The sequence below is a fragment of the Rhodopirellula sp. P2 genome, from assembly GCF_028768465.1.
In the GTDB taxonomy this organism is placed as follows: domain Bacteria; phylum Planctomycetota; class Planctomycetia; order Pirellulales; family Pirellulaceae; genus Rhodopirellula.
The window spans coordinates 4939645-4965150 of record NZ_CP118225.1 but is presented as its reverse complement, the minus strand read 5'-3'; the positions used below and the strand labels follow the sequence as shown (position 1 = coordinate 4965150).

Here is a 25506-nt window from a genome sequence, read left to right as displayed (position 1 = left end):
GTGGCCTCACATCCTAACCGAACACGAATCAGGGTGTTGTGCTCGAATCATTTGCGGAGTTGGCTTTTGCCGAGGGCATTTTAGGCGTCAGAAAACGTCCCAGTGGCGATGCCAGCAGGGCCGGCAACAACAACACATCGCCGATCAAAGCGGCCAGCAGCAACCCGAACATCATGAAGGCGAAACGCTGGGTCGGCTGGAAATCAGACAACCCATAAACGAGAGGCGAAATGGCGCACACTGCGGTTGTTTGCCACATCGCTGGCCCGCACTTGTGAAGGGCAGCGAGGGACGCTTCGGTTCGCGCCTTTCCCTTGCGAGACTGACTTTGGAACTTGGTCAAAAAGTGAATCGTTCCATCAACGGCAATTCCCAACGCAACGCTGGCGGTCATCACCGATCCAATGTCCAGTGGTGTTTCAAGCAACCCCATCGTTCCAAACAAAGTGATCGTTGGGAACAGGTTGGGGAACATCGCGACCAACCCACCAACGAAGCTGCGTAGCAACAACATCATGATGATCGCAACGATTCCAAACGCCGCTAGGAAGCTGCGGAACAAATCCTGCAGCAACACATCTTGCGATTCCGTGGTCATTGGCACGCCACCGGTGAACTGCGGCGAGATGCCTTGGCCAGCTTCCTCCAAAATCGGAATCACTTCTGCCTGCACCCGTTGAAACTCGGTGCGGTAATCGATTGCCTCGTCAAACGGGAATCGAAAACTGATCCGCCAAAGCTGATTGCCGTTGTCGTCGATCGCGATGTAGCCCGCGTCCTGCAACGGGGAATCGGGATCTTCCAACTGCTTGCGGATGTTCGCTTCCAAAACCGTGGACCGAATCGAACGGCTCTTCTTGGACGGTGGGCTCGGCAAAAACGATCGCGCCGAAAACACACCCCCGACCAACTCAGTGGACCGAAGGTGATCATCGACGTCTCGGACCAAACGAAACCGGTCGATGGGGTCCGGCATGGAAGCGGGCGGGAACTGAACGACCACCTCGGCATTGATGGTTGGTCCGATGTGTTCTTCAAACCAAGCGTAGTCGGTCCGAATGCGACTGTTCTCGGGGAACATTCGCGGGATGTTGACCGACGTGGTCAGTTGTGGCAAACCCGATGCGGCAACGGCGGTGATGATCGTGAAAAACGTGACGACAATGATCGGGTATCGCATGAACTGCGCCGCGAAGGCTTCCCATGCGTGCCCGATTTGTGAACGCCAATGTTCGACCGGCAACGGATCATCTTCGGTTTCGCTGTTCTCCGTCTTCCTGGCCTTGGCCAAGGCCGCACGGTGTTTGGCGCGGTGTCGCTTGCCGTGCCACTGCATTGCACCGGGCAGCAGCAGCAACAACAGCAACAAGGTTCCAAACACAGATCCCGCGGCGATGAACCCGAAGGCGCTGACGGGAACCAAGCGAACCAACCCCAGTGATCCCAGGCCGATGATTGTGGTGGTCGCGGCCAACCAGCACGGCAAGATTCCTGCCTGCATGGCTTGGCGGGTTGCCGCGGTCGGATCGATGGTCGGATCACTGCACATCGCGTCGCGGTAATAGTTGCACAGGTGAATTCCTGCACTGGCGGTCAATACAAACACCAGTGGCGGCAACACGATCAGAATTGCATTCATTTCGATGCCGGAATACAGCACCATCGCGAGCGACATGCCTTGCCCGATCACCGCGACGATGATGATGATCGCCGTCAGCACAATCGACCGCAGACAGAACACACAAATCAGAGCCCCCACGATGACCGAAGGCAACGTGAAACGGTCGATCGAGCCCTGGGCTTCCGCATCCACCAACGCACCATCCGTGGGCGGCCCAGCGGTGTAGATCTGGTCTTCGGGGACACCGATGGTGTCCGAGACAATTTGCCGAACTTCGGCCAACACATCTTGGCGATTGAGGTTCCCCTGTTCAGTGAAGGTGGCCAAGACGATGGTTTGTTCGCCGTCTTCGCCAATCAGGGATCCTTTCAATCTCGCTCGTGTGGCGCGATCTGAAAAACTGGTCGGCGGGCTGGTCAGGACATCGTAGACCCGCTGCCCGGAACTGACGCCGGCTAAATGGGCGGGGCGATCTGGGGTCGCTTGGGTCAGTGGCAGCAAGGCTTCCGCGGCGGCGTCGACTTGTTCCGAACCGATCGTCGCTTCGTCCCAACCAATCATCAGGACGTCTTGGCCCTGAAACAATTTTGAAAAGTCGTCGTATTGTTTGCGGACCGGCATGTCCTCGGGCAACCACAGCGCCGGTGCGTTGTACATCGTCGACAATGCCCGCGTCGAATCACGCGCCGCCAGCGGTCCGAGAATGCAAACTGCCAAAAGGCCGATGCAGAATCGCACGCGATAGGTTGTCGCTTGGTCACCCAGGGATTTCAAAGGCATGTTGTGATGGTCGATCAGTTCGAAACAGAATGAGAACCGAGCCTATCGAAATCGACCTTCGCTGGCGACTCGTAATCACTCGCGAGCGCCGCATCCCGGGACAGAACGAACGCGAGGGAGCATTTCAATCGGATCGTTCGTCAAACTTTCGCAACCTGGCCCCTTGGCAACTTCCAGCAGGAGGGAACATTGCCAAGCGAGAAGTCCGTCGACGCCCATCACGTGAGGACCAAGACCGACGCATCAGCCCTTGGGGGAGGGTTGGTTGGACTCCGCCCGTGTCGGCGGTTTGTGGACCTTCAACACGGGAGTGTCCTCTGTCACAACGATCCCCTCGGGACGGCTAGGCGTGGTGACCTGGTCGTCTCGCAGCGCAGTTTCGCCTGAGACAGATTGCCCAGGATCAAACGCGGGCTTTCCCAGGTGGGCGTGCCTTGGTTTGAAGACCTTTCCAAGTGGCCCAGCCAACAAAGCGGGCAACAAGATCAAGTCACCGATCAAGGCGGCTGCCAACATCACCAACATCAACGTTCCAAAACGCTGCGTGGGGGTGAAGGTGGACATCGCAAAGATGAACAAACCCAATCCACCAACGATGGTGGTTTGCGTCATGGCGGGGCCAACGCGGCGGTAGGTTTCGATGACCGCTTCTTTTCTCGACTTGCCTTCTTCGAGGAACTGTCGGAACCAAGTCAGGAAGTGGATCGTGTCGTCAACCGCGACTCCCATCGCGACGCTGGCGGTCATCATCGTTCCGATGTCGACTGCCGTTCGCATGTGTCCCATGATGCCGAACACCAACAGCACCGGGAACACGTTGGGGATCATCGAAACTGCGCCGGCCGCAAAGCCTGCCCGCAGATTGCTAGGAGCCAACCAATTTGCAGGGAAGGAACCTGGGTTCAGCAACACGATCATCACCAAACCAATCAGCACAAACGCGAGCAAGATCGATTCGACCAAACTGCCCAACAGGGTCCGCTGGGCTTTGTAGACCACAGGCACAACACCCGTGTAGATCACCTGAGGCGTGGCGGGTTCGTCGAGCTCGAAAACCGGCAAACGATCGGGCAGCCCGTCTGCGACTTTCTCGAGTGTCAGAATGTGCTTGGGGATCGGCCGTGAAATCACTTCCATGGCGGAGATCAATCGGGGCGCACCGGCGGCGATCGACGGCGTGGGTTTCTCAACCGCGGCCGGTGTGGCCGTCGAAGATTGGAATCGCAGTCCCGCCAGATCGATGACCACGTCTGCGGCCGCGATTCGCCGATCCCAGTTCTCGTCTGAGGGTTTCGCGATCGCGTCAGTTGCTTCAGGATCAATCCAGCTTTGCCGGATGCGTTCGTTGCCCAGCAGTTCCCGCAACGTGGCCAGGAACACGGCTTGCTGATCGACAATGCGTTCGCCGCTTGCTTCGTCCGTCCTCACCAGGATCGCGCTGTCCAGGTCCAAAATGTTTTGGGCACCGAGGACCAGAACCTTGGCCTTGGGAATTTGCGTTCCGTCGGGTTGTTGCAACTCACGCAGCAATTTCGCTCGCACACGGTAGGCTTGCACAACTGGATCGACCGCGTCTTTCAGTTCGTTGATGAACAACCCGTAATCGACATCCGAAAGCGCGCTCACTCGCAAGCTCAATCGCCACAGTTCGCTGTCCTTGAGCGGGCCGTTCTTTTCCACTTTGACGTAATCGCTTCGGAGAAGCTCGTCACGTGAATCGTTCAAGCGGCTGTTGAATTGTGACCGCGTGTTGCTCCATCCATTGCTGACGTCCGGAAGGGGCGCGATGAAGGTGTCCATGCTGGACGCTTGGCCGACCTTGGCGATGCCTTCTTCCCCGAGCGAGCGAGTGACCACCTTGCGGATTCGAGCAACCGCTTCAATGCGTTCCAACAAGCTCAGCGAAATCGGGTCGGACAAACGATCTTGGTCCTCGATTTCTTCTTCGGTTGTCGCCACCGCCAAACGCTCTGGGCGTTGGATTTCAGGTGGCATGCGAACCACGATCTCCATTGGCACCAAGTTCCCAAAGTGATCTTCCAACCAAGCGTAATCGCGAAGGATACGGGCCTGGGGATCGAACAGCTTCAGCAACTGCACCGAGGTCGTGATCTTGAACAGTCCCAGCGACGCAACCGCGAGTCCGACGATGCAACCGACACTGACCAAAGCATGGTGGCTGGTGATCCAGCGGCCAACGCCTGCCCACCAAGCCGCCAATTCCAACTCACCCGAAACCGTCTCTTTGGCGGGTTGGGGTTTGGCTGCCGAGGCCTTGCCGGTTGACTCCGCTTGGCCTTTGGCAGCGGCCAAGCGTTTGCGTTCTTCGGATTTGTCTTGGCCAAACTGGGGCGAAAACGTTTCCAGTGCCGCGGGAAGGTAGCTGAACAAAATGCCCAGCGTCGAAATCACACCGATCGCGGAATACAAACCGAAGTTGCTGATCGGTTTCAGATTGCTGGTGAACAGCGACGCCAAACCGATTGCGGTGGTCAGTGCCGCCAAAGAGCAGGGCAATGCCGCATGCATCAAGGCTCGTGTGGCCGCCCCACGTCGCCCGCGGAATCGGACTTCGTCGCGGTAGTAATTGATGACGTGAATCGAGCCCGACAACCCCAGCACGTAGACCAGAGATGGCATCGACATCAAAATCGCGTCAACGCGTCCGCCGGTCCAACCCACCATCGACATGCTGAGCATCGCGGCAGAACCGCCGACGACAAACAACATGATCGTGACTTTGACGCTGCGGAAGCAGAAGTACGAAAGCAACACGCCCACCAGGATGCAGTAGCCGACCAGGCGAACCAGCGTGATCGTGCCTTCTTCGTCAATGGCGATGTTGTCGATCGGAGGACCGCCCATTCGCAACGGAGGCATTCCGCCAATCGATTCCGGCGGCTCGCGATTGAACGGCGGCGGCGCACTGCTGGGCGGAAGCGGTGGCTGGATTCCGGATTGCTGAGCCAGTTGCAGCAATCGACCCTGAGGCATTCCCAACGTCCCGCGGCCGACCGCGAAGGCGAGATTGTCTTTCGCCAAATCCGTCAACGTGACCAGCAAACAAGTCAGACGTGGCGGCGGTTCCACGCCCAACGAATCGTACACGGCGTACCAAGCATCGGTTTGCGTCTGAGTGAGTGAAGTGGGAAGCTTCTCTCGTTGGCCATCCAAACGTTCGGTCACAAAGGTTTGCAGGGTTCGTTCAGCAACCTCCAGGGCATCCGCCGGCAATTCGCCTCGCTGTTCTTCGGGCAAGGCCTCGACGAACGATTCCGCCGTCCAGCCAAACTCATGCGGCACTGCGGGAGCGAACAACGTTCCGGTCAAACGCTCCATCGCTAACCGTTTGGCCACGATCGGTTTCTTGGTCACGTCCGTCAGATCGATCGGCCACAGCGGACCGCCTTCCGCGGCGAGCTCTTCCGCGATGGTGGCTCCGGTTTGAACCGTTTGAAACAGAGGCGCACACAACAACATCGGGTCGTTGTAGAACGGGTTGATTCGGTCGGCGGTGGAGGGATCGCCGAACGCGGTCACAAACTGACCCTGCAACTCGTAATTGCCGAGTGATTTCTTGACTTTGCGGACCAAGGCGGCCGGGCCGTTCATCGACTCTTCCCAGCGGAACAGCTTGCCTTCCGGCGTGATGTAGTACCAAGTGCCATCGGCGGACGCCAACCACTTTTCGCCTTGACCACCCCAGTCGGTCAGGTCTTGGCCAGGCGGCAACAATTCCAATTCCTCGCCCAGTTCTCGAGCCCGGACACGAGCTTGGACTTCGGCGAGTGACAAGGCGTTTTCGCCCCAGGCTTCTTCCGCGGCGAGTTGCTCGCGATAGTTCGCCGACTCGTGCAACAGTTTGTCTTCGAACAGTCGCAACCGTTGGTCGCCGACGTTGCATCCTTCCCAGGTCAACAGAACGAAACTTTCGCCCGCAAAGTGATCCGCGAACCAATCCAGTTCGGCGGTCTCAGGGAAGTCACTGGGCAACCAGTCTTTGACATCGTTCTCTTTGTTCTTCAGCCCCATGCGAGCAGCGCGGAACGCCGACGGCATGAAAAAGAAGAATCCCATGAGGATCAACAAAGCCACACTCAGTCCCCACGGGCCAGGCCGCTCCAGGAACGACGGCTTGGTTGAATCTGCGGTCATCGAGGATTCCGAAAGTGAGAAGAAGAGTGGTCCCGTCGGGACCGCTTCGAGTGGACAAGTGGAGGGAGCGAGTTTTTCGTGAGATTGAAACTCGTCTCAATCTCGTTTTGCCGCCAGCATCGGTCGCTGTCAACGACGCATCTGCCGCCAATGTCGGTCATCTCCATAAGCTATCGAGCGATCGGCAGAAGGTCCACGTCAATGCGATTGTCCCACGCAAACGTTTCAATTGTTGCAAGACAATTGAGAGGGTTAGAAAAACTGGGAAGTTTCTAACCCGAAACGCTTGGCGGTCTGCTGCCGATCCGCGCGAAAAGCATCAGCGACGCGTTGCCCCACCCCCACAAAACGGGCCGGATGCATTCTAATTGTTGAAACAGCCTAATCGGCTGAACACAGCGAACCAGACCGTTGGCACTGCGTTTTCATTCTCTCCCCACCCGCAACGAGGAATCCGGTTGGGGAGTCGTGGAGAACACAACCTGGCGGGGATTTGCACCGACTCGGGCGATTCGCTCGCGTTTGGCTCCTGTTTCGCTTGTGAAAGCCGTTTGTTTGCGTCTTCGCGATTCACACTTGTCTAACCGAAACCCACGAAGTGAACTGATGTCTGCATCCCTCCAGTCCCTGATTGACTCCGGAACCAAGCTGTATTTGGATTCGGTCGAGCCCTCCGAAATTGACCAGAACCTCAAGTGGGGGGCGGTTGGTGCAACCAGCAACCCCGCCATCATCTCTGGGATTGTGAAGGCCGGCGGCTTCGATGATCGAATCGACGCGCTGCTCAGCGAAGGTCTTGACGACGAATCCATCGCGTGGGCCCTGACGGACGAATTGGTCACCGATGCAGAAAAGAAATTCGCGGCCATCCATCAATCGACCGCTGGTAACGCCGGTTGGGTCAGCTTCGAGCTCGATCCCATCTTGGAAGATCCCGATCAAAACCTCTCACCCTCCGAAATCGCCACCCGCTACATCGAGCTGGGCAAGCAATGGGCGGCGGGACACACCAACCGCATGATCAAGGTTCCCGCAACCGAAGCGGGGCTGTTGGCACTGGAAGAGTTGGCTGCCGCCGGAATCACCCTGAACGTGACGTTGATGTTCACCGGGGATCAGTACCACGCGGCACGCGAAGCGGTTTGGAAAGGTGCTCAACGGGCGGCTGAATCCGGCACCCGTTCACTCGACCAATTCAAATCGGTCTACAGCATCTTCATCTCGCGAATTGATGTGTACACCCAAAAGGAATTGCCGAACCTGTCGCCAGAAGCGCAAGGCAATGTTGGCATCTTGAACGCAAAACGCATTTGGAAAGAAAACCAACTGTTCTGGGCGGACAAAAACCTGAAGCTGGAACAAGAGCTGATCTTCGCCAGCACGGGAACCAAGAGCAAAGACGACCCACCATGGAAGTACGTCGCAGCGTTGGCGGGCAGTGATATCCAAACCAACCCCCCCTCGACCAACGAAGCGGTCGACGCCAGCGGCAAACTGTTCACACGAGAAGTCGACGACATGCCATCCCAAGCGGTCCAAGACGAAATCGACGCCGCACTGGACATCAAGGCGATGCACAAGTTCTTGATGGACGAAGGCGTCGACAAATTCGTCAAGCCACAACGCGAACTGCTGGCGATCATCTCCGCGAAACGCGATGAGTTGACGAAGCAAGCCTAGCGTCTGGCCGTCTACGCAGCCCGTGCCTGCAAGTCGCGGAGCGACGGCATTTGAACAACCTTGGGGTTCAACCCAAGGTTCACTTCCCAATCAGTTGGCTGATTGAGCGAGGTGTTCGATCGCATGCTGAAGCACGTCGTCTTCGAGTTCCGTGACCAAGCGGCCATTCTCATCGGGACGAGCGGCGATGTAGGTCGGCGGCACCGACAAGTGTGGTTCGACGCCGTTCTCACTGATCGCTCGACCGCTGGGCGAATAGAACTTGGCGGTCGTCAGGCACAATCCAAACTGTGCCGCTTGCATCCGAAAGATTCCTTGCACGCTGCCTTTGCCATAGCTTTTCTCGCCGACGATCGTGCCGCGATTGGAATCGCGGATCGCTCCCGAAAAGATTTCGCTAGCACTGGCACTGTTCCGGTCAATCAACACCGCCAGCGGCACATTCCAGGTGTTGGCACGGTGAGCCGAGTAGTCGAAATTTTCCCGGGCGTTGCGACCTCGGGTCGTTAAGATTCGACCGGACTCGATGAATCGGTCCGCAACCTCCACTGAAGCGGGCAGCAATCCGCCAGGGTTGTCTCGCAGGTCGATGATCAGCGAACGCATCCCTTGCCGACTGAGTGTCCACAGGGCTTGTTCCACCTCTGCTGGGGTCGACTTCTGAAAGTTGGTCAGACGGAAGTAACCCGTTTTGGCCTCGGCGTCGACCAGGTGCACGTTTTCGACACAGGGCACATCGACTCGGCGACGAGCCACATGAATGGAACGTGGTGATTGGTCGACGGAAACGATCTGCAAGGCAACGGTGGATCCCTCCGGGCCACGCAGCAAATCCGCCACGTAGTCAGGGTCTCGATCGGCCGCGGAAGTCGCGTCGACCCCCATGATTCGATCGCCCGCCACAATGCCCGCTTCATCCGCAGGACCACCTGGGATCACTGACAGGATCTTCAAGCAATCTTCGCCAGGTTTCAGTTCCACGCCCAAGCCCACGAAGTTGCCATCGATGGTGCTGAACATGTCGTCCAGTTGTCCCGGTGACAGCAATCGGGTGTAGGTGTCCAGCGTCGACACGGCACCGGAAACGAATTCCAGCACGGTCGCGGTGCCACTCAGTCCGAGTTCTTGTTGAGCCATGGAGGCGACCTGCGAAACGGTGGCTCGCAAATCAAAGCGACTTTGTGTCGATCGTTGACTGATTCGGTGATGGATCTCCATCCGGAACTTTTCAATCTTTTCCGGCGATGTGTTGGGCAACATCGTTTGGACGAAGGTTTCGTCGTCGAGCGCCGTTTCCAGAGCGGCGGTCCCGTGCAGCAACACTCGGGACCACTCAATCGTGTCCACGTAGTGTGTTTGCAGGTTGGCCAGGATCTCGCTGTACAGGTCGAGCGACTGAGAAGTCGTCATGTCTCGCAGCGACCGTTGGTACGTTTGATCTTGGTAGCGACGATTGACATCAAATCGCAAGCGACTGATCAACAACCGTTGATACAAGATGCGATCTTGTGGGAAGCGGCGAGTCGCGGCTTCGTAGTGGTCGATTGCATCGCTCCACTGGCCCGCGTCTTCCAGTTCAATGCCGTCGGCCAATGCACGGGCACGTTCCTGTTCTTCAAGTTTGCGTTCCGCGTCGTTGGTCGGGGCGGAAACAGCCGGGCCACGAGAAGGCACATAGCCTTGGGCGAAGGCCGGCATCGAGGAACCACCGACGGCGAAGGCACCGAAGACCAACGCGAACGTCCGCAAGCGTCCAGCAACTCGTCGCGGACGAGCGTGCTTGGCAATCGCTTTGCCAGCGTTCGATTGGAGCGTTTGCTGGTTGAAAGCAAAGCATCGGTTGATCGTCGTTAACAGGTCCATGCGCCGATTCCATCGCGAGTGTCGTTGGAGGGGGAATGCTGGACCGGGGTGAGTCCAAGCCCCGCGGAAGACACTCCGAACCGTGGGGCTGAGCAAACTTAGGTCACAAAACGTGCCCGGTCAAAAAACCATGCCGATGAAATATCACCCTGTTTGCTCCAAACCGCACGACCCGTTGAACAAGCGGTCGGTTGTTGCGGCGACGAAAGGTTTGCCGGTCAAGGCAAGTTTGTCGCTGGGGTGGATCGTGCCGATCAGGCACGACTTTCACCGCGTGATGCGCCTCCAGTGCGCAGAAAGAAACAACTTCACTCAATGTGATCACAGGTCCGTGATCGCATGGCTTCACAAGTGCTCCTGTGAAACCGACGAGGTGTTTCTCGTCTTCCGTTGTCTCTTGGCATCGCGATAACAATAGGCAGTGTCCCACACGCAGGCAAGCAAATCATCCAGCCCTTGGCTCAGCCTCGAAGGGACGACAGGGCTCAGGGCTGCCAGGGGACGGCACCAGCTCGTTGCAAATGCAGCATCAGCTCCTCCCGCAAACCACGTGCAATCGCATTGCTCGCCGGTTGCGGGGCTTTCTCCAGGGGATCGTGATCCAAGTTCACCAACACCATGGGTTCAAAGGGCGAACTTTGCTGCAACTTCCAAGGCCCCTTGCGAATCGCATAATAAGCCCGCCCCTGATAACGGTCATTTCCCTCGCGACGCACCCAAACCAACGTGCGTTCGGGATCCCCGCTCCCGCCTCGCAGCCAAATGTCGGTGAGGCTCCTGCCGTCGATGGGGAACCTGACCTTCGCCCCCGCGATCTCGCACAGCGTGGGCAAGAAATCCATCGTCATGCCGATCGCGTTGGATCGTTGCGGCGGAATCTTCCCGGGCCAAACGACACAGGTCGGAACCCGAATCCCGCCTTCCCAGTGATCCTGCTTGCCGCCCCGCAGTTGGCCGTTGCTCTGCGCGTGCGGAATCGAACCCCCGTTGTCAGATGAAAAGAGGATGATTGTGTTGTCTTCAATCCCTGCTGCTTCAATCGACGCCACGACCTTGCCAATGCCATCATCCAGGTGCTCAATGAAGGCCACATTGGCGGCTCGAGCGGCACTCAGTTGTGGTTCACGAGCCTTCACCTGGGTGAGCCAATCCTCGGGCGGCTGAATCGGGAAGTGGGGCGCGTTGTAAGCCAGATACAGAAAGAATGGCTGGTCTTGTCGGCTGCGTTCTTGGATGTAATCGATCGACCATTGTGTGAACAAATCGGTCGCGTGGCCCTCCGGGGCGATCACTTCCTGGTTGCGTCGCATCCAGTTTTTCCCACCACGCAGGTGCGACCAATAGTCGTCCATCATGTCGCCGAGGAAGCCGTGGAAGAAATCAAACCCACGTGCGTTGGGAATGTTCGGGGTCTCGAAACCCAGGTGCCACTTGCCGACCATGCCGGTGTGGTAACCCACTGTCTTCAGCAATTGTGGAAGCGTGGTGGCATTCGGATCGAGGTAGCCCCAACTGTTGCGTTTCTGCTGGCGAATGACACCGGGAACCCCCACCCGATCTGGATAGCACCCGGTCAACAAAGAGGCTCGAGTTGGAGAACACACCGTGCAGTTCGCGTAGAACTGGTCGAAACGCATCCCACGTGACATCAATTGGTCGATGTGCGGTGTGTGAAGGTCATCCGCTCCAAAGCTCGACAAGTCGCCGTATCCGAGGTCATCCACCAAGATCAAAACGACGTTGGGCTTTTCGGCTGCGGTTGCAACGGAGCACAGGACGGCGAGGGTGATGAAGCCGGGAACAAACGTTTTCAACCAACCCATCAAAATGATCTTTCAGTGAATAGGAACGGATTTGCGGTTTGCCATCGAGACATGATCGCGGCAACTTGGGCCATGACGCGGCGTGCGGATCAATGGCGAAGATCACCAAGAATACTCCGACTGGTTGGGGCCGACTGATAATTCAGCGAACTGCCGTCTCGCTTCATGGCGTGGAGCCACCAATTTCAGTTTTACTTCCTCTCGGTCGGGATGTCAGATGGTAGCCGGGGACGAAGCAGGTACGCAGGTGTCATCGGGTATGTGAGCCGTTTGGGCGTTCGCCACGGTTTTCACACGCAACCGGGGCGAACGCTGGGCTGTCAAAAGGTTGGTGTTGACACCGCTTTGGACTGCGCAGGTTTTGTTCCTCGACTTCGCCCCAACGGGGCAGCCCTATGCCAGCCCAGGGCAACGCCCTGGGTTGTGGCGGGACCAAGATTACAAAGCCCCAACGGGGGCGGTCCTAGCGGGTTTTGGGGAGTCTTTCTTAGGTCCGCCCCGTTGGGGCTGGTGTCGGAATCTCCGTAACGAAACCCCAGGCGATGCCTGGGGCTATCTTAGAGCTGCTTGCTTCCGATTGCCACTGCTTCGCGGTTGTTCGGACCACCTACCTCGACAAGCCGCCGAGCGGCGACAGGTGGCGAGCGATGAGATGGGGAGGATTGCGAAGTTCAAGCTTCAAAATGGGGCGGGCTCGGAGTTGCAACCCAGGGCGGCGTTTGCCGATTTAGACGGCCTCGTTCGGTGGTTCGTGGAACGACTGGTCCATCGTGGCATCCATCGCAGCCGACTCGGTAGACGACGACCCAGGTGTCGGAGTGATCGATGCCTTGCTCTCTGACCCGCGTTCGTGCCGCCCCCACCATCGATCGGCGTCCTCGATCGTCCATTGGCTCGCGGCTGCACATTTCGAGATCAGGACGCCGAGGTCACGCGCGGTTTGCGGACGCTTTGCACGTGACTTTTCCAAGCATCCCATGATCGCGTCTTCGAGTTGGCTGGATACTTGGACGTTGCTGCGTTTGGTCGGCGGGACTGGCGATTCTTCAATGTGCTTTTGACACAGGTCGACCAAATTGGCCGCTTCGAACACAGGTTTGCCCGTCAGCAGGAAGTAGCCAACGGCACCGACGGCGTAGATGTCACTGCAAGCGTCAACGGTCATCGGCGCCTGGATGGATTCAGGCGACATGTACAACGGCGTCCCCGACATCGAACTTCCATCAGTTGCAGACGATCCCTCGGTGTGATCGACCGCCTTGACCAAACCAAAGTCCAGGACTTTCACCACATCGGGTTCACAGCCGCGGCGATTCAACATCACATTGGCGGGCTTAATATCGCGATGGACCAAACCCTGCGAATGAGCCTCGAACAGGGACCCACAGATCTGCAACAGAATGTGAATCACGCGGGCTTCGGACTGGGTTCCGTACTTGTCGATGAGGTCCTGAAGGTCGATGCCGTCCAGGTATTCCATGGCATAGTAGAACACTCCTTCGGGCGTGCGGCCGTAGTCGTAGATCGCGATCGTATTGGCGTGGTTCAATTGGCAGGTGATCTGCACCTCCCGTTCGAACCGAGCGATCGACATGTCGTTCACTTTGTCGGCATGCAGCAGCTTGATCGCGGTGGGACGCCGCAGCATTGAATGGTGGCCTTTGTACACAACCCCCATCGCGCCCTCGCCCAGCTTTTGATCCAGCGTGTATTGGCCGAGTTGCTGGGCTTCGATCACCGCTTCACGCGATTGACGTTGCAGCCGAGCGACGATCAGGGTGAACGCGAAAATCACGATGGCGCACAACAGCAACAGAATGAAGATCGTCAAGAACGTTCGTTGCAAGATCACGATCGGTCGAAACGCTTGCTCGGCATCGACTTCAATCGCGACGCCCATTTTGTACTTTGGCAACCACCGCCAAGCGCCGATCACGTTCACTCCCCGGTAGTCCCGGTAGCCGTCAACGTTCAGGCCAGAATTGCCTGCGATCGCATCGGCTGCCATGGTCGTCAGAGGCAACTGAGACCGGCGGCGGTCAGGGCGAAAACCTCGCGTCATATCGGCACCGGGGTCACGCACGGACATCTGCAGGATCGAATGCGAATGGGGTTGGTCCGGCAACAGACCCAGCAGGATCAGCTCTTCGTCGAAGCGACTGTTGCTGATCATGATGCCGTCTTCATTGAAGGCATAGGTTTCACCCGAGGCACCCGTCCGGCCAAGCTGAAGGATCGGAATGAACTCGCGCTCGGGACGAATCTGCAACGCAAGCACTCCCACGACTTGAAAAGATGGGTCGCGAATGGGGGCGCAGACATACATGGTCGGGACGCCCATTCGGGATTGCCCATCCGTGTCCTTCATCATCACCACGCTGGGGAACGGTGGGGAGACGAAAGCTTCCCCCGCCAATGCCCGATCCAGGAATGGTTCGTATTCGGAAATCCCTTGCTCCCCCACCAAGGCCGCGTGGGTTGCCGAGACGATTCGTTTGGACTTGTCCACCAAGAGATAACTATCGAAGTCGTGTGCCGACATCGCGGGACCTAACTCAGCCGCGAGTTCCTTGTGCGGGTCGGTGGGGGATGCGGTGGGGGAAACAGGTTGATCTGGCTGAAACAACTGGTACACCGTTCGTCGCACGGTGGCGTCGTTGGCCACGGCCTCGGCCGCGGACTCCTGAACGCTGAACCACTTGGTCAACATTTCGGCTTCCAGATCGACCAGCGTTTGCATCCCTGAGCTGACGTTGCCTTTGATCGTTGTTTCAATCGCATTGCCCATGAAATAGCCAATGGTCGACAACACCACGACAGCAACGATTGGCCAAATCCAAAGCTGCTTTTGGAGATACAGTCCGGTTCGGGTGACCGTCGTGGAAATGCTCCGCGAGGCCCATGTCATGTGCGCGTCAGGATGCACTCGAGAATTTCGGGGGCGGTTCAACCGTTTCAGTGGATTCATGCAGGAAAGCTAAGCAGTTGGTCAGGAATGATCGGGAAGCACCATGTGAGCCATTGGGCGTTCGCCCTGGTTGTTCGTGGGAGCACTGGCGTTTGCCAAAACACTTCCAACGCCGAAGTTCTCTCCCTCCCTGCCGAGATCCCGCGGTGTGGAAGCCCCGTATTACCTGGCATTTCTCATCCCCCCCCTCACTCCAGAAGGGCCAGCGAAACGAGGGGAGGTTTCAGCAAAGCCGCAGGATCTCCGCTCAGGGAGGGAACGTTGCAGTTTGCGACCCGTAGCCTAATCAAAATCGCTGCGAATCGTAGAATTCGAGTTCCACCTTGGAAATATCTTGTTTGTCCGCGGTCGCCGACTCCGAATCTCACATCGTTGGCAAGTACCCAGTCCGCGTTCAACGCGTGTCTATTCACGATCGGCATTTTCAAGGTGGAAGCGCACATAGTCCAGGATGAACTGATTGGGTTGGAAAATGTTCACTCGATCGTCGGGAGTCTTGATCCCGACGAAATTAACGGAAACATTTGCAACGCGGCTGCAGGCAATCAATTCGGATTGATCAACATCGAATCGGACCGAGACGCGATTCTGAAGTTCTCTGAAGGACCATGGCGATTCATTTCCAACCTCAGCGACGAAGCTGGGTTCCAGCTGCTCCCAATTTTCCGGCCATTGAAGATCATGCGTAGACAGATAGTGGGTGATCGCACATGCGACCGCGTATTCCTGCATGTTGGCTGTCAGTTTGGCCTTGTGCTGGAGGTGTCGCACGACAAATGGACAGCACAACGCTACCAAGAAAACGACAACTAGAACTGAGCGCAATGAAAACTTCATAAGTTCGTTCCGAGTCGGATGAACGAAACGCGATCGAGGGAGGTGCAAGCATCGATTGTGCGTTGAACTTTGTCGCCGCACTGGGTTGGGTGGGGAAGCGAATCAGGACTTCTGATTCGCTAGAAAGAGTCTACCAGATACGATTCTTGGTATGGCCGGGAAGCGGCAAGGCCGGGCAAGGACAGTTGAATCGATGGTGAGCGTTCCTGCTCGTGTTCCTTTGCACTTTCTAAGCAGGTACGCAGGTGTCATCGGGTATGTGAGCCGTTGGCGTTAGCCACGGTTGTACGTGGGAGCAACGACGCTGCCCAAAACATTCAAAATGCTGAAAGACTCCTGCCGAACTGCTTAACGCATGAACCAGGGAAGTGAAATGACCGAACGAATTCGAGCGTCTTCAGGAGGGCGAAGGGGGAAGATATGTCGCGACAGCAATCTCTTGCCTCAAAACCACCGGGCAGTGAATCTCAATCGATGCCATTCACGGCCGAACCAGCACAACCAGGGTCCGAGCAAGTGGCCAACCACCGAAGAGTTGCAATTGGAACGAACCAGAGCCTTTACCGGAGGGCAGGAATCAGAAGCAAAGTCCAAGGGAGAACAGGCGGGCCGTTCGGCGTTCATCACCGGGCATCTTGAACAGAGGGCTTGAGCTTCGGCTAGACGACGCGTTTTGAACCGCGACGAACGAAGCAACAGAAAAGAGAAAGTGACTCAACCGTCGCATCCACGCGAAGTCAAATCCTTATTGGTTATTGGTACTATGGGACGTCACCCCACCAATCAAGATACTCCGTCACGTGCTCACGTGCAGGTGGGGCAACGTCGCATAGCATGATAAGCGGAGCGTAAACAGCGATAGTCGCGACACCAGGCGGTCCGCTATCCGATCGCAATTCCGTCATGGAGATCAGAGTCGTAAACGGACCGAGCATCGCACAGTAGAACGCCCCAAACATTACGACAAACAGCGGAAGCCGGACAATCATCCGCCGTAGTACAGGCGTAGCGAGGACTTGGCGTCTCAGCCAGAATGCAACGCAAAGCGGCAGGCACATCGCTATAAAAATGCCCAAAGCGGGAGCATATCGAAAGAGCATCATCAATGCCGCAATGCAGGTTATTGCGGCAAGCAATGATCTTACGGAAAACTGGATTGCGTGAGGTTCGATCAGCTCTATCCAATAACGGTAGAATTCACGGGGGACGGGCGGACGACCTGCAAGCAGACGAGAAAACGGACCACCCGTTCTCCCGTGCATTTTATGGTTCCCCGCTTTTCATGGCTGCCACTACTGAGGCGTCGACGAGAATGGCCTAGCAACAACCTGTGACTCATCTTCGTAGATCATATAGCCGGGCGTATCCGTAATCAATTCACGAACAGATATTTCATGCTCGGAGACCAGCATTACGAGGTAGCGGATGTGTCGCATGCATTCGGTGGCTTGCATTTTAAACCAACAGATCCCGTCGTCTTGCCGGTGAGGCTTCCTAGAGCGAACGAATCGATCTGGGATCGGAAGATTCGACTTGAACCAGTCGAGCGTCATGCGGATCTCGGTGCGAGAATAATCGGGAATACGTTCATCGTCGAGCAATCGGTATGCAGCACCAAAGATGCCCAGCGGTTGTTCGGTGTCAGCGTCGAGTTGGTTGGTTACGAATCGGATGAACATCGCCAATTGTTAGCGCATCTTCTGGCGGGGAACGTTACCGATCAGCCGGCGGCGACGGTTGATCATCCATTTCAAAACGCCCAACTTCGCCGCTCGGTTGCATCGGATGGTTCGCCGTCCGGGTAGCGGGGCTCACGGCAGACACCAGATTCTAGCATGACAACGCACAGTAAACGGAATCATTCCCCCACAAAGGTGCCATCGGGAGCCATGATGAACGAGTCCGTCGCGTCGGGCGTGTATACCGGGAGGAACCCGAGCAGCGGACGTTGCGGCGCGGTGGTTATGTCGGCGCAGACGCGTACGTTGCCGCCCCGTTTGTCATCCCAGAAGACGTTGAATTCTATTTGGTATTCAGTGCCGTCGTCGAATACGCCCTCCGTGTGCCTAAGGCAATCGTGCGCCTTCCGTGTTCGATCGATTTCTAACACGAGTACGTCGTAGGTCCAATTGCGAAACTCAGCGAGGTATTCGGCAAGAAGCAACTGTTTGTCGTCAGTATCCATTTCAATTCGGTGAACGGGAAGCATCTGCGTGGTGGCGGAAACGAGACTTCCACTTGTTGTTGGTCTCCACCGCCACTCCGCAGCATGCATTGGTTATTGCGTGCGGGACGGAATGGCCGGGCCCCGTCAGATGAGGTGAAATTGTACGACAGGCCGGATGGCGAAACAACAAAGCTGGAAACGATGCAAAGCCAACCAAGTCGAGAAGATGACCTGTGATGGAATGATCGAGTGGCGTTGCGAATGCAATGATGGGTGACCGGTGATTGCCAATCAACCGTGAAGCCAACGAGAGAAGCTTGAGAGCCAACTCGGGTGCAGGTGCGCAGCGTCGCGTTCCAACCAGCATGTTCCGTCAAGCGATTCGCGATCAACCAAAGGACGCGATGCAAGGCATCCATGTGCGAAGCGGTTCAAGCGTCGTCGATCAGTCTACCAATTCGTCGCAATAACGTCCGCGATCAGCGGGCCGGGAGAGTTGATTTTCAATTCGTGAAACCATGCAAGCCCGGCTCCGTTGCATCGCATGGTTCGTCGCGTCATTTACTGTTGAATAAAGCTCACCCAGCGGCCAAGCGTCATCGTCTCCATAACGTAACGCGTCGGTCTTCCGAGTTGGCGACAAAAATAGTCTACCACCGCCCTGAAAGAGCTGCATCGGAGGCCAATCGGCAGCGCCGGGCATTTCACCAAGAGTTGAGATCGGCGCATCGAGCACAATTTCGTCGCCGTTCAGGCCCCACGTACCCACAACCTGCTGGACACCATATCCACTGTACGTGATATCGGCCTTTCCGCCTTTGTATAGCGTGACGTGTGTGTCGGAGTCGAAACCCTGATGGAGCCCCGCCCACGACTGGAACATGATCGAGTCACGATCTTTTAGCTCAGATGTGATATTTGCTGCATGCATTTGGGGCAGCGATTGGACCAGTCGCGAGCTACGTGAGTCGTCACAACCGATCAGGATCGCGAACGTCAATGAGAGGAGCGAAAAGCGAATCATCGTGTGCTGCCACCTCGACGAACGGTAACGATCACGTGGCCGCCGCGAACGACTCACCACTTCAATTAACTCAGCTCGGCGGCTCACGTGCATCGTCTGGTTCCCCGCTTACTGGACCACTCATCGAAGGCGAGGAAGTCGAATATTCGGGTGCGGGACCAATCGCCGAAGATCGTTTAGTAGTTTCTTGGCAGCGGCATTGTCGTCGAACCCGTACAGCATAACGGACGGCCGACCAGTTTGTGAATCTATCGCGGGTATGTAGAAATTGTGACATTTCCAACAGACTGAGACGCTAAACATGAGCTTGTCGTCACGAAAGAACCGAAGTCCGTACGTCGGGACATGACAGAATGCACCGTTTGGTTCAAAGGTCAGCGACCGCCAATCATCAGCAATCCGCTTGGCGTCTACGCCGACGAGGGATCGTGAGGCATGCGAGCGTACCGCGATCTCTGAAGAAGCAAGAGCCACGGAATCATTGAGTGCATCTGGTGGTGCGGGACGCACGAGAAACACTTCGGACTCGGGAGGGGCATCGCCGTCTTCCTCTGCAAACGACAATGCAAAAACCTCAACACGGTCAATTGCAGGAAGATCTGTCGTGTGCGCGGCCTGAACGACCAGGGCGAGCGCTTCGTACCGAGGGACGGATGTATCGTCTCCATCGCAAGGGCGAATGCAGACCACAGCGGCAACGGCGAGGATTCGCAGAAAGAGCATCATTCTTCAGTCGGGGAACGGTGAGCGTCACCTGGCGGTGGCGGTCAGTGTGATTGGAAAGTGAGGTTGGTCTCCACCACCGCTCAGTGTGCACGCAATGGTTATTCGTTCACGCGTGACCGGTGCAGGAGCGAGCGCACCACGATCCTGGAAGACGTCGAAACAATTGCGTGGTTCGGAATTCATCGTATCAGGTTTGCGACGTTGGCGCGGCAAGTTGCGCGGATGATCGAGCCGCAACCTGGGGCACAATTCGAACCGGCAAGCGAGCACGGAATCTACGCTGCTCGCGACCTGAATCGAATGCTGAACGAGCATTGGATCGAGCCCCACATGTCGCAGTGATTCGTACGCCGATACGAGCATGAGTCAATCGAATAACGGCGGCGTTGACCGAGCACCGCCAATGTGGATTCCATTTGTAAACGCGTCATGCGGTGCTTCGGTCCAACGCATGGTTCGTCGTGCCTGTCATGGCCCAAAAGCGTCGAGCAGGTCTTCATTTGAAAACGCGAACTCAAGGTTCGTTCCAGTGGTTGCACGCTCAGGCAATCCAGATTGTGGATGATACCAACCCGTGCACCCGCGTCTTGTGAAGTTTGTATCGGCTAATTTAACCCAATCGTAGAGCTGCAGCGCGAATACACTACACCAGGGGCCGTGATCCATCTGAATCCATACACATTCATATCGCATCTTGCCATTGTTGCTCACAATCTGATCGATGCATCCCGCAGCTCGGTTCTTCTTGATCAAATCGACGAACAGGTATTGTTGGTCGAGAACCTCTTTGATGGTGAAACCATCATCGGTTCGCTGTCCGTGTGGAAAAGGAGGATGCACTGCGGTTGGAGTATCGTCAGGCAGAAACTCAGCATAAAGAGCGGCATGGAAACCTCGGGTCCATCGCTTGATCTGATATTCGATGTTCGTACCAATTGTCGCTAGAAACGGAGTCTCAAGTCCGTTGACGTCGTACTGCTGAAAGTTGATTGCAACATTGTCATCATCCGGAAATTGCCCGTGAGATACGGCAACAAGTTGGCCAATCACTTCGTCAGTTGGTGAACAGCTATTGTTGCATCTAAAGCAAGAAGCAACCTTCAGTGGAAAGTCACGGTCTTCGATTGCGAAGATAGCCTTGGGAGGGACATGGTCTGGGTGGCGGTCCTTGCGACTTTGTAATTCTGATCCGCAGAGATAGCAGAATCGTAGATTTCGAGCTCCGCGAACGTCCGATTGTGATGTGAGCTGCGGCATGTGGTTCCGTCTTCCAAAATTGCGGCTGTTTCAAACTTAGACGGTAGCCAAGTGAAATGGTTCACTTCATCGACGAACGTCACGCGTAACCGGGAACGCGAGGGAAAGTTTCTAACGGCCAATTCGCTCAGCTCGCGTTCTCCGGTTCACGCGATGGTTACCCGTCGCTTTGGCTTTCGGTTGTTTGCAAAGGCATCCAGTGTCGAGCAAGCACAACGCAGATCAGAACGGGCACCAGCCCAAGCAGCCACAGGTTAGCAGATGTGCTGCTAGCGGCGTCGTATTTAGCGATGACGAGCTGTTCCATTGCGTCGTGTTGGTCGGGATCGACGAATTCCCTGAGCGGGATGTAGTAAAAGTCAGCGTGGAATGTTCCGGGACCGGTCAGACGCAATAGTTGGATTGCTATCATCGCAAGCAAGATCACAGCAGCGGTCGTTAGGAGTGCCCGGGAAATGAGATCGTCCTTTGAAGCCGCGGAAACTTGATCTTCGTAAAGCCTGCGATGTGCATCTTCAGTCGGGTAACGAATTGCGATCTATCCGCTGGGCAGGCGTTGAAAAAGCTCCACGTTGCGGTAGAGCTTGGTCGCCTGTCTTGCGGATAGATCGTGCGTTGAACTTTGTCGCCGCACTGGGTAGCGGGCAACCGAGCGATCGGGAGGCTCCCGGTCGCTAGAACGAGTCTATCAGATACGACTCATGATGGTCTCGAACTGGCGAAAATCCTGGCAGCGGTAGCTGAATCCGGCGAGTTGGTTCCGCCAAGATTCCCTTTGCACTTTCTACCTGAGTTTCCCTGTACCAATCGTAAAATCCCTCCCCATAGGACTCCGCCCAGAACTTCCGATGCGATTCGCGTTGCAGGTCGGCATACCACCACGGGCAACTGTCGCTCTCTCGCCACATCAGTTCTTTCCAAGATGGCTTCGCCGTCTGAGCGACCAGCTCCAATCGGTCACTGCCGCAGTGCTCGCACAGCAAGTCGGGATGCTCCTCTTCGCACGTCGCTTCGTCGACCGTTGACACATCGCGTCCAAGTGACTCGAGCAACTCCTGGCATCGAGCCGAATAGGTCGCTTGCCGGTTGTTGGACCAGCCACCGAAGTAGCGTGTCTTGGTCAACTGGTCCGGCTGGATGTGAAGACACCAGCGACGAACGAAGTCGCTCGTCTTCAGGGTGATCGGAACTTGCCGGCGATCCCCGCCAGCTTTCACTCCTTCTCGGGCCAGGAACGTCACTTCCCTACCATTGGCCGAAGTGATTCGGTGGTCGCTGATCGGACCGCCGGTCAGGTAACGCGTCAGGTAGTTGACCACTTGAGTGGCACTGCTCGTGGCGGCCGGAGGCGGCTGGATGAAGGCCACCCAGTTTTTCGATTCCAGCTTCTCGATGAATGCATCCCAGTGCTCGTCTTCTTGGAGATGTTCAAACTTGCCGCCCAGCTTCAGCTTGCCTGCCCGGCGAAGTCGTCGAAGTTTCGCGATCGCTCTGGTTCTGTAGGTCTCGCGAAGTGCGGCAGCACGAACCAAGTGAAAGCCATCGGAGTTTTTGGCATCCGGCGGCGCCGTCGCTTGCTTCCAACCTGCACCACTGAGCCCTTTACGATGGTTGAGACGGGGCCCTTCGCCGGGAACCAACAAGTGCACGTGCCAGTGAGCTTCCAGTTTTTGATTCCAGGTATGCAGCACCGAGATGGCCGCCGGATCGTAGTCTTGCTCCGCTTTGAGCTGTGTTGAAAGACTCTTCCAAGCCGAACCAACCAGCAGGTCTGCCATCTCTTCTCGATTCGCCAACGCCAACTCAGACAACTCGCTTGGCAAAGTGAACACGACTTGGTAGTAATTCACGCCGGGCAGGATCAGCTTGGTTGCTTTGTCGTTGAAGTCCACTCGCTTGCCACCGCTACAGGTCGGGCAATGCCGGTCGCCGCACGAGTTGTAAAGCGACGTGACCTCGTCACAATCGCGACACTGGAACTTGCGTCCTCCCATCACGTGTGTGCGGCACAAAGAGATCTTCGCCAACACGCTTTGGACTTGAGGGCACGTCGAATCGTCGACCGCGCCGGCAGCACCCAGCCGCAGAATTTCTGCAAGACTTAGCTTGGGCTGTTGGTCTCCGAGATCCCGCTGTTCTCTTGGGGCGGCTGATACGTCGGCAGTTGCTTCACCGGTAACCAATCCAGTGGACTGGGGACGCTGGAAAGGTGCTCCCGCCGGCAGTGCAGATAGATCATCGTGGTGACGAAACTCGCGTGCCCGAGTAACTTGCTGATCGTCAGCAAGTCCACGCCCGCTTCGAGCAGTCCGGTCGCGTAAGAGTGCCTGAGCACATGCGGATACACCCGTTTCTTGATTCCCGCTTTCTCGGCAGACCGCTTCATGGCTTTTTGAATCGACGTGTCGGCGTAGGTCTTGGTCGCTGAGTTGCCGGGGAACAGCAGGTCGGTCGGCCTGTACTTGCTCCAGTAAATCCTCAGCTCTTTCAAGAGTCTGGGTGAGAGCGGCACCAGTCGATCCTTGGCTCCCTTGGCGTGTCGGATGTGAATCATCATCCGATCCGAATCGAGGTCGGCGATCCTCAGATGGGCCGCTTCGGAGAACCGGAGTCCCGCCGAGTAGAGCGTCATCAGGAAGGTTCGGTGTTTCAGGTTGGGTGTGCATTGAAGCAGCTTGTCGATTTCGTGGCGGCTGAGCACGATCGGCAAGGTCTTGGGCCGTTTCCCGAAGGGAACCATCGTGACGGGCCAAGGGACCCGGATGGTGTGCGTGTACAGAAACCGTAGCGCGCAAACCGCTTGGTTGAATGAGCTATAGGCGACCTTCTTCTCTTGGATCAGGTAAAGTTGGAAGGTTCTAACGTCTTCGACGGTTGCTTCGCCGAGCGATTTACCGATGAAGCCGGCAAACCTTCTGGCGTGATAGGTGTAAGCCTTGATGGTCGCGGGGGCCATGTTTCGGATGAGCATGTCCTCAGCCATTCGGCGAGTCAGCTTGCAAGAATGTTCTTCGGAGGGAGCCATTGCACTTGTCTCAAAGCAGGATGGAAGCATCGCACTCCGAGGGTTCGGTGTGCGGAAGCATTCCACAGTGCTTGCGAAATCCAAAAGCGCAAGTCCTACAACCGTTTTAATCAAACCTTGGCGAAGACGCTCTTTCCCATGAGCGTGCTATTTCAAGACCGCCACTGCCGTCATCCATCACGTTCCCGCCGCAGAGTTCGAGTCAGCGAAGCTGATGGAACATGCATGGTTGGCAGGGATGCCAACCATCACCCCGCAAGGAAGCGGCCGCCCACCGAAAGAGCTTGCCAACCCGTGCACTGGAGAGAGCGTGCCGCCGGACGACTCGATTAAGTTCAACGACCGCCGTAACCGGGCGGCGACGAAAGGTTGTCCATTTCAAATCCGGCCGACTTCGCCGCTCCGGTTCACGGCTTGGTTCTGCCCACTGTATCCGATTTAATCGTCAGTGAAAATCGGTTTCAGCGCTTCCTCAATCTCATCCGCGATGCTATCCAACCTGAGGTTCGATGAGTTGTCGAGTACTACCAGACAAGAGCGAGTCTTCGGGTATCGAACGAGGTACGTGTTCGCACCGAGCCACGCTCCGTTATGCCACTGTCGTTTTCGCTCCACGACCCATCCAAATCCATAATCTGATCGACTTCCATCTTTCAATTTTGGACGGTCAAACGCTTGCTCAAGCAGAGTGTTGGAAACGCGTGAGTTGCCGTACCAAAATCGATCCCAGCTAACGAAATCATTCAAGCTGCTGAAAACAGCTCCATCTCCGGCTACACCGTCCAGCCATGTTGGTTCGATTGGCGTTCGGTCATCGTCAATCTGATCAAAGTCAGATGCCTGATTGGGCGAGCGTTCATCAGACACCAAATTCCAAACGCGTGTGTCATTCATGCCAAGCGGCTGAAACAGTTCCTCAGACATGAACTTCTCGAAGCTCTTTCCCGAAACCGACTCGATGACTCCCGCAAGCAATACGTAGTTGGTATTGCTGTATTCCATCGCGTCGCCGGGCGGTCGATCTGGCTTCGAGTGCTGCATCACCAAGTCTACGGCCTTTGAAATCGTTAGAACGTCTCCGACAGGTTCGTGATGTTCCTCAGCCAGAGTCATGTATTCGTCTGGAATACCTGAGGTTTGGTTGAGCAGGTGTCGAATGTTAACATTTTCGAAAGGAAAGTTGTCAAGATGCTCAGCAACTGGGTCATCAAGGTCGAGTAAGTCCATTTCAGCAAGTCTAAGCGCGCCAGCCGCAGTGAACTGCTTTGAAACGGACGCTAACCGAAAAGCCGTGTGGTCGTCGAGTTGATGTGTCGCACTATGGTCAGTGTACCCGCACGTTTTGGAAAGCAGCACATTTCCATCTCGAATGATGAGCACGCCACCATTGAATTTACAATTATCGAACTGGTCATTAAGCCATCCTTCGACCGCAGCAATACGATCAATGTCACTCGCGTCCGAAGCGACGGCAATGGGATCTACCTTCAGCCATGTGTAGATGAAGTAGCCTACGCCAGTAGCAACAGCCAACAACCCCAAACAGATAGTGGCTGCAATCAACATGACGATCCGAAGTG

At 56.4% G+C, this 25506-nt stretch carries 15 protein-coding genes; 2 read left to right on the top strand and 13 right to left on the bottom strand.

All coding sequences use genetic code 11. From position 1 onward, the window contains the following. Positions 1–28 precede the first annotated feature (28 nt). A complete protein-coding gene (locus tag PSR62_RS17615) occupies positions 29–2401 on the bottom strand; it encodes an efflux RND transporter permease subunit (RefSeq protein ID WP_274404310.1) in 2373 nt (790 codons plus the stop codon). A 243-nt stretch (positions 2402–2644) separates the two neighbouring features. Then, the gene (locus tag PSR62_RS17610) at positions 2645–6556 is read right to left on the bottom strand and encodes an efflux RND transporter permease subunit (protein WP_274404309.1); all 3912 of its coding nucleotides are present in this window, start codon (positions 6554–6556) and stop codon (positions 2645–2647) included. Between the two features lie 606 nt (positions 6557–7162). On the opposite strand from PSR62_RS17610, the gene PSR62_RS17605 reads away from it, so the two are divergent. Further along, positions 7163–8236, top strand: a complete 1074-nt coding sequence (locus PSR62_RS17605) for a transaldolase family protein (RefSeq protein WP_274404308.1) — start codon at positions 7163–7165, stop codon at positions 8234–8236. A gap of 90 nt (positions 8237–8326) precedes the next feature. On the opposite strand, the gene PSR62_RS17600 is transcribed toward PSR62_RS17605, so the two are convergent. The 4 genes from PSR62_RS17600 to PSR62_RS17585 all read right to left on the bottom strand — a co-directional run bounded on the left by PSR62_RS17600 (position 8327) and on the right by PSR62_RS17585 (position 15727). Continuing rightward, complete coding sequence (locus tag PSR62_RS17600) at positions 8327–10099, bottom strand: S41 family peptidase (protein ID WP_274404307.1); 1773 nt, start codon at positions 10097–10099, stop codon at positions 8327–8329. Between the two features lie 485 nt (positions 10100–10584). Then, positions 10585–11922, bottom strand: a complete 1338-nt coding sequence (locus PSR62_RS17595) for a sulfatase family protein (RefSeq protein WP_274404306.1) — start codon at positions 11920–11922, stop codon at positions 10585–10587. A 727-nt stretch (positions 11923–12649) separates the two neighbouring features. Next, the gene (locus PSR62_RS17590; RefSeq protein WP_338020089.1) at positions 12650–14890 is read right to left on the bottom strand and encodes a serine/threonine protein kinase; all 2241 of its coding nucleotides are present in this window, start codon (positions 14888–14890) and stop codon (positions 12650–12652) included. Positions 14891–15295: 405 nt separating this feature from the next. Further along, positions 15296–15727, bottom strand: a complete 432-nt coding sequence (locus PSR62_RS17585; RefSeq protein ID WP_274404304.1) for a hypothetical protein — start codon at positions 15725–15727, stop codon at positions 15296–15298. 1394 nt (positions 15728–17121) lie between these two features. Here PSR62_RS17585 and PSR62_RS17580 point away from each other — a divergent pair. After that, positions 17122–17532, top strand: a complete 411-nt coding sequence (locus tag PSR62_RS17580) for a hypothetical protein (RefSeq protein WP_274404302.1) — start codon at positions 17122–17124, stop codon at positions 17530–17532. Between the two features lie 53 nt (positions 17533–17585). Here the strand turns inward: PSR62_RS17580 and PSR62_RS17575 are convergent, their stop codons facing one another. The 7 genes from PSR62_RS17575 to PSR62_RS17545 all read right to left on the bottom strand — a co-directional run bounded on the left by PSR62_RS17575 (position 17586) and on the right by PSR62_RS17545 (position 25492). Continuing rightward, entirely contained in the window at positions 17586–17912 is a 327-nt protein-coding gene (locus PSR62_RS17575) for a hypothetical protein (protein WP_274404300.1), read from the bottom strand. Positions 17913–18339: 427 nt separating this feature from the next. Continuing rightward, positions 18340–18918, bottom strand: a complete 579-nt coding sequence (locus tag PSR62_RS17570; RefSeq protein WP_274404299.1) for a hypothetical protein — start codon at positions 18916–18918, stop codon at positions 18340–18342. Positions 18919–20112: 1194 nt separating this feature from the next. Beyond that, complete coding sequence (locus PSR62_RS17565; RefSeq protein WP_274404298.1) at positions 20113–20901, bottom strand: hypothetical protein; 789 nt, start codon at positions 20899–20901, stop codon at positions 20113–20115. A 157-nt stretch (positions 20902–21058) separates the two neighbouring features. Beyond that, positions 21059–21313, bottom strand: coding sequence for a hypothetical protein (locus PSR62_RS17560; RefSeq protein ID WP_274404297.1), 255 nt, complete (start codon positions 21311–21313; stop codon positions 21059–21061). A gap of 262 nt (positions 21314–21575) precedes the next feature. Continuing rightward, on the bottom strand, positions 21576–23084 hold the full coding sequence (locus tag PSR62_RS17555; protein ID WP_274404296.1) for an IS91 family transposase: 1509 nt from the start codon (positions 23082–23084) through the stop codon (positions 21576–21578). Next, positions 23003–23926 (bottom strand): tyrosine-type recombinase/integrase, encoded by a 924-nt coding sequence (locus PSR62_RS17550; RefSeq protein ID WP_274403810.1) that lies wholly within the window; start codon positions 23924–23926, stop codon positions 23003–23005. Before PSR62_RS17550 ends, PSR62_RS17555 begins: the two co-directional genes overlap by 82 nt. Positions 23927–24364: 438 nt before the next feature. Continuing rightward, positions 24365–25492 carry a serine hydrolase domain-containing protein gene (locus PSR62_RS17545; protein ID WP_274404295.1) on the bottom strand — a complete coding sequence of 376 codons (1128 nt, stop codon included), beginning with the start codon at positions 25490–25492 and terminating at the stop codon, positions 24365–24367. Positions 25493–25506: the final 14 nt, after the last annotated feature.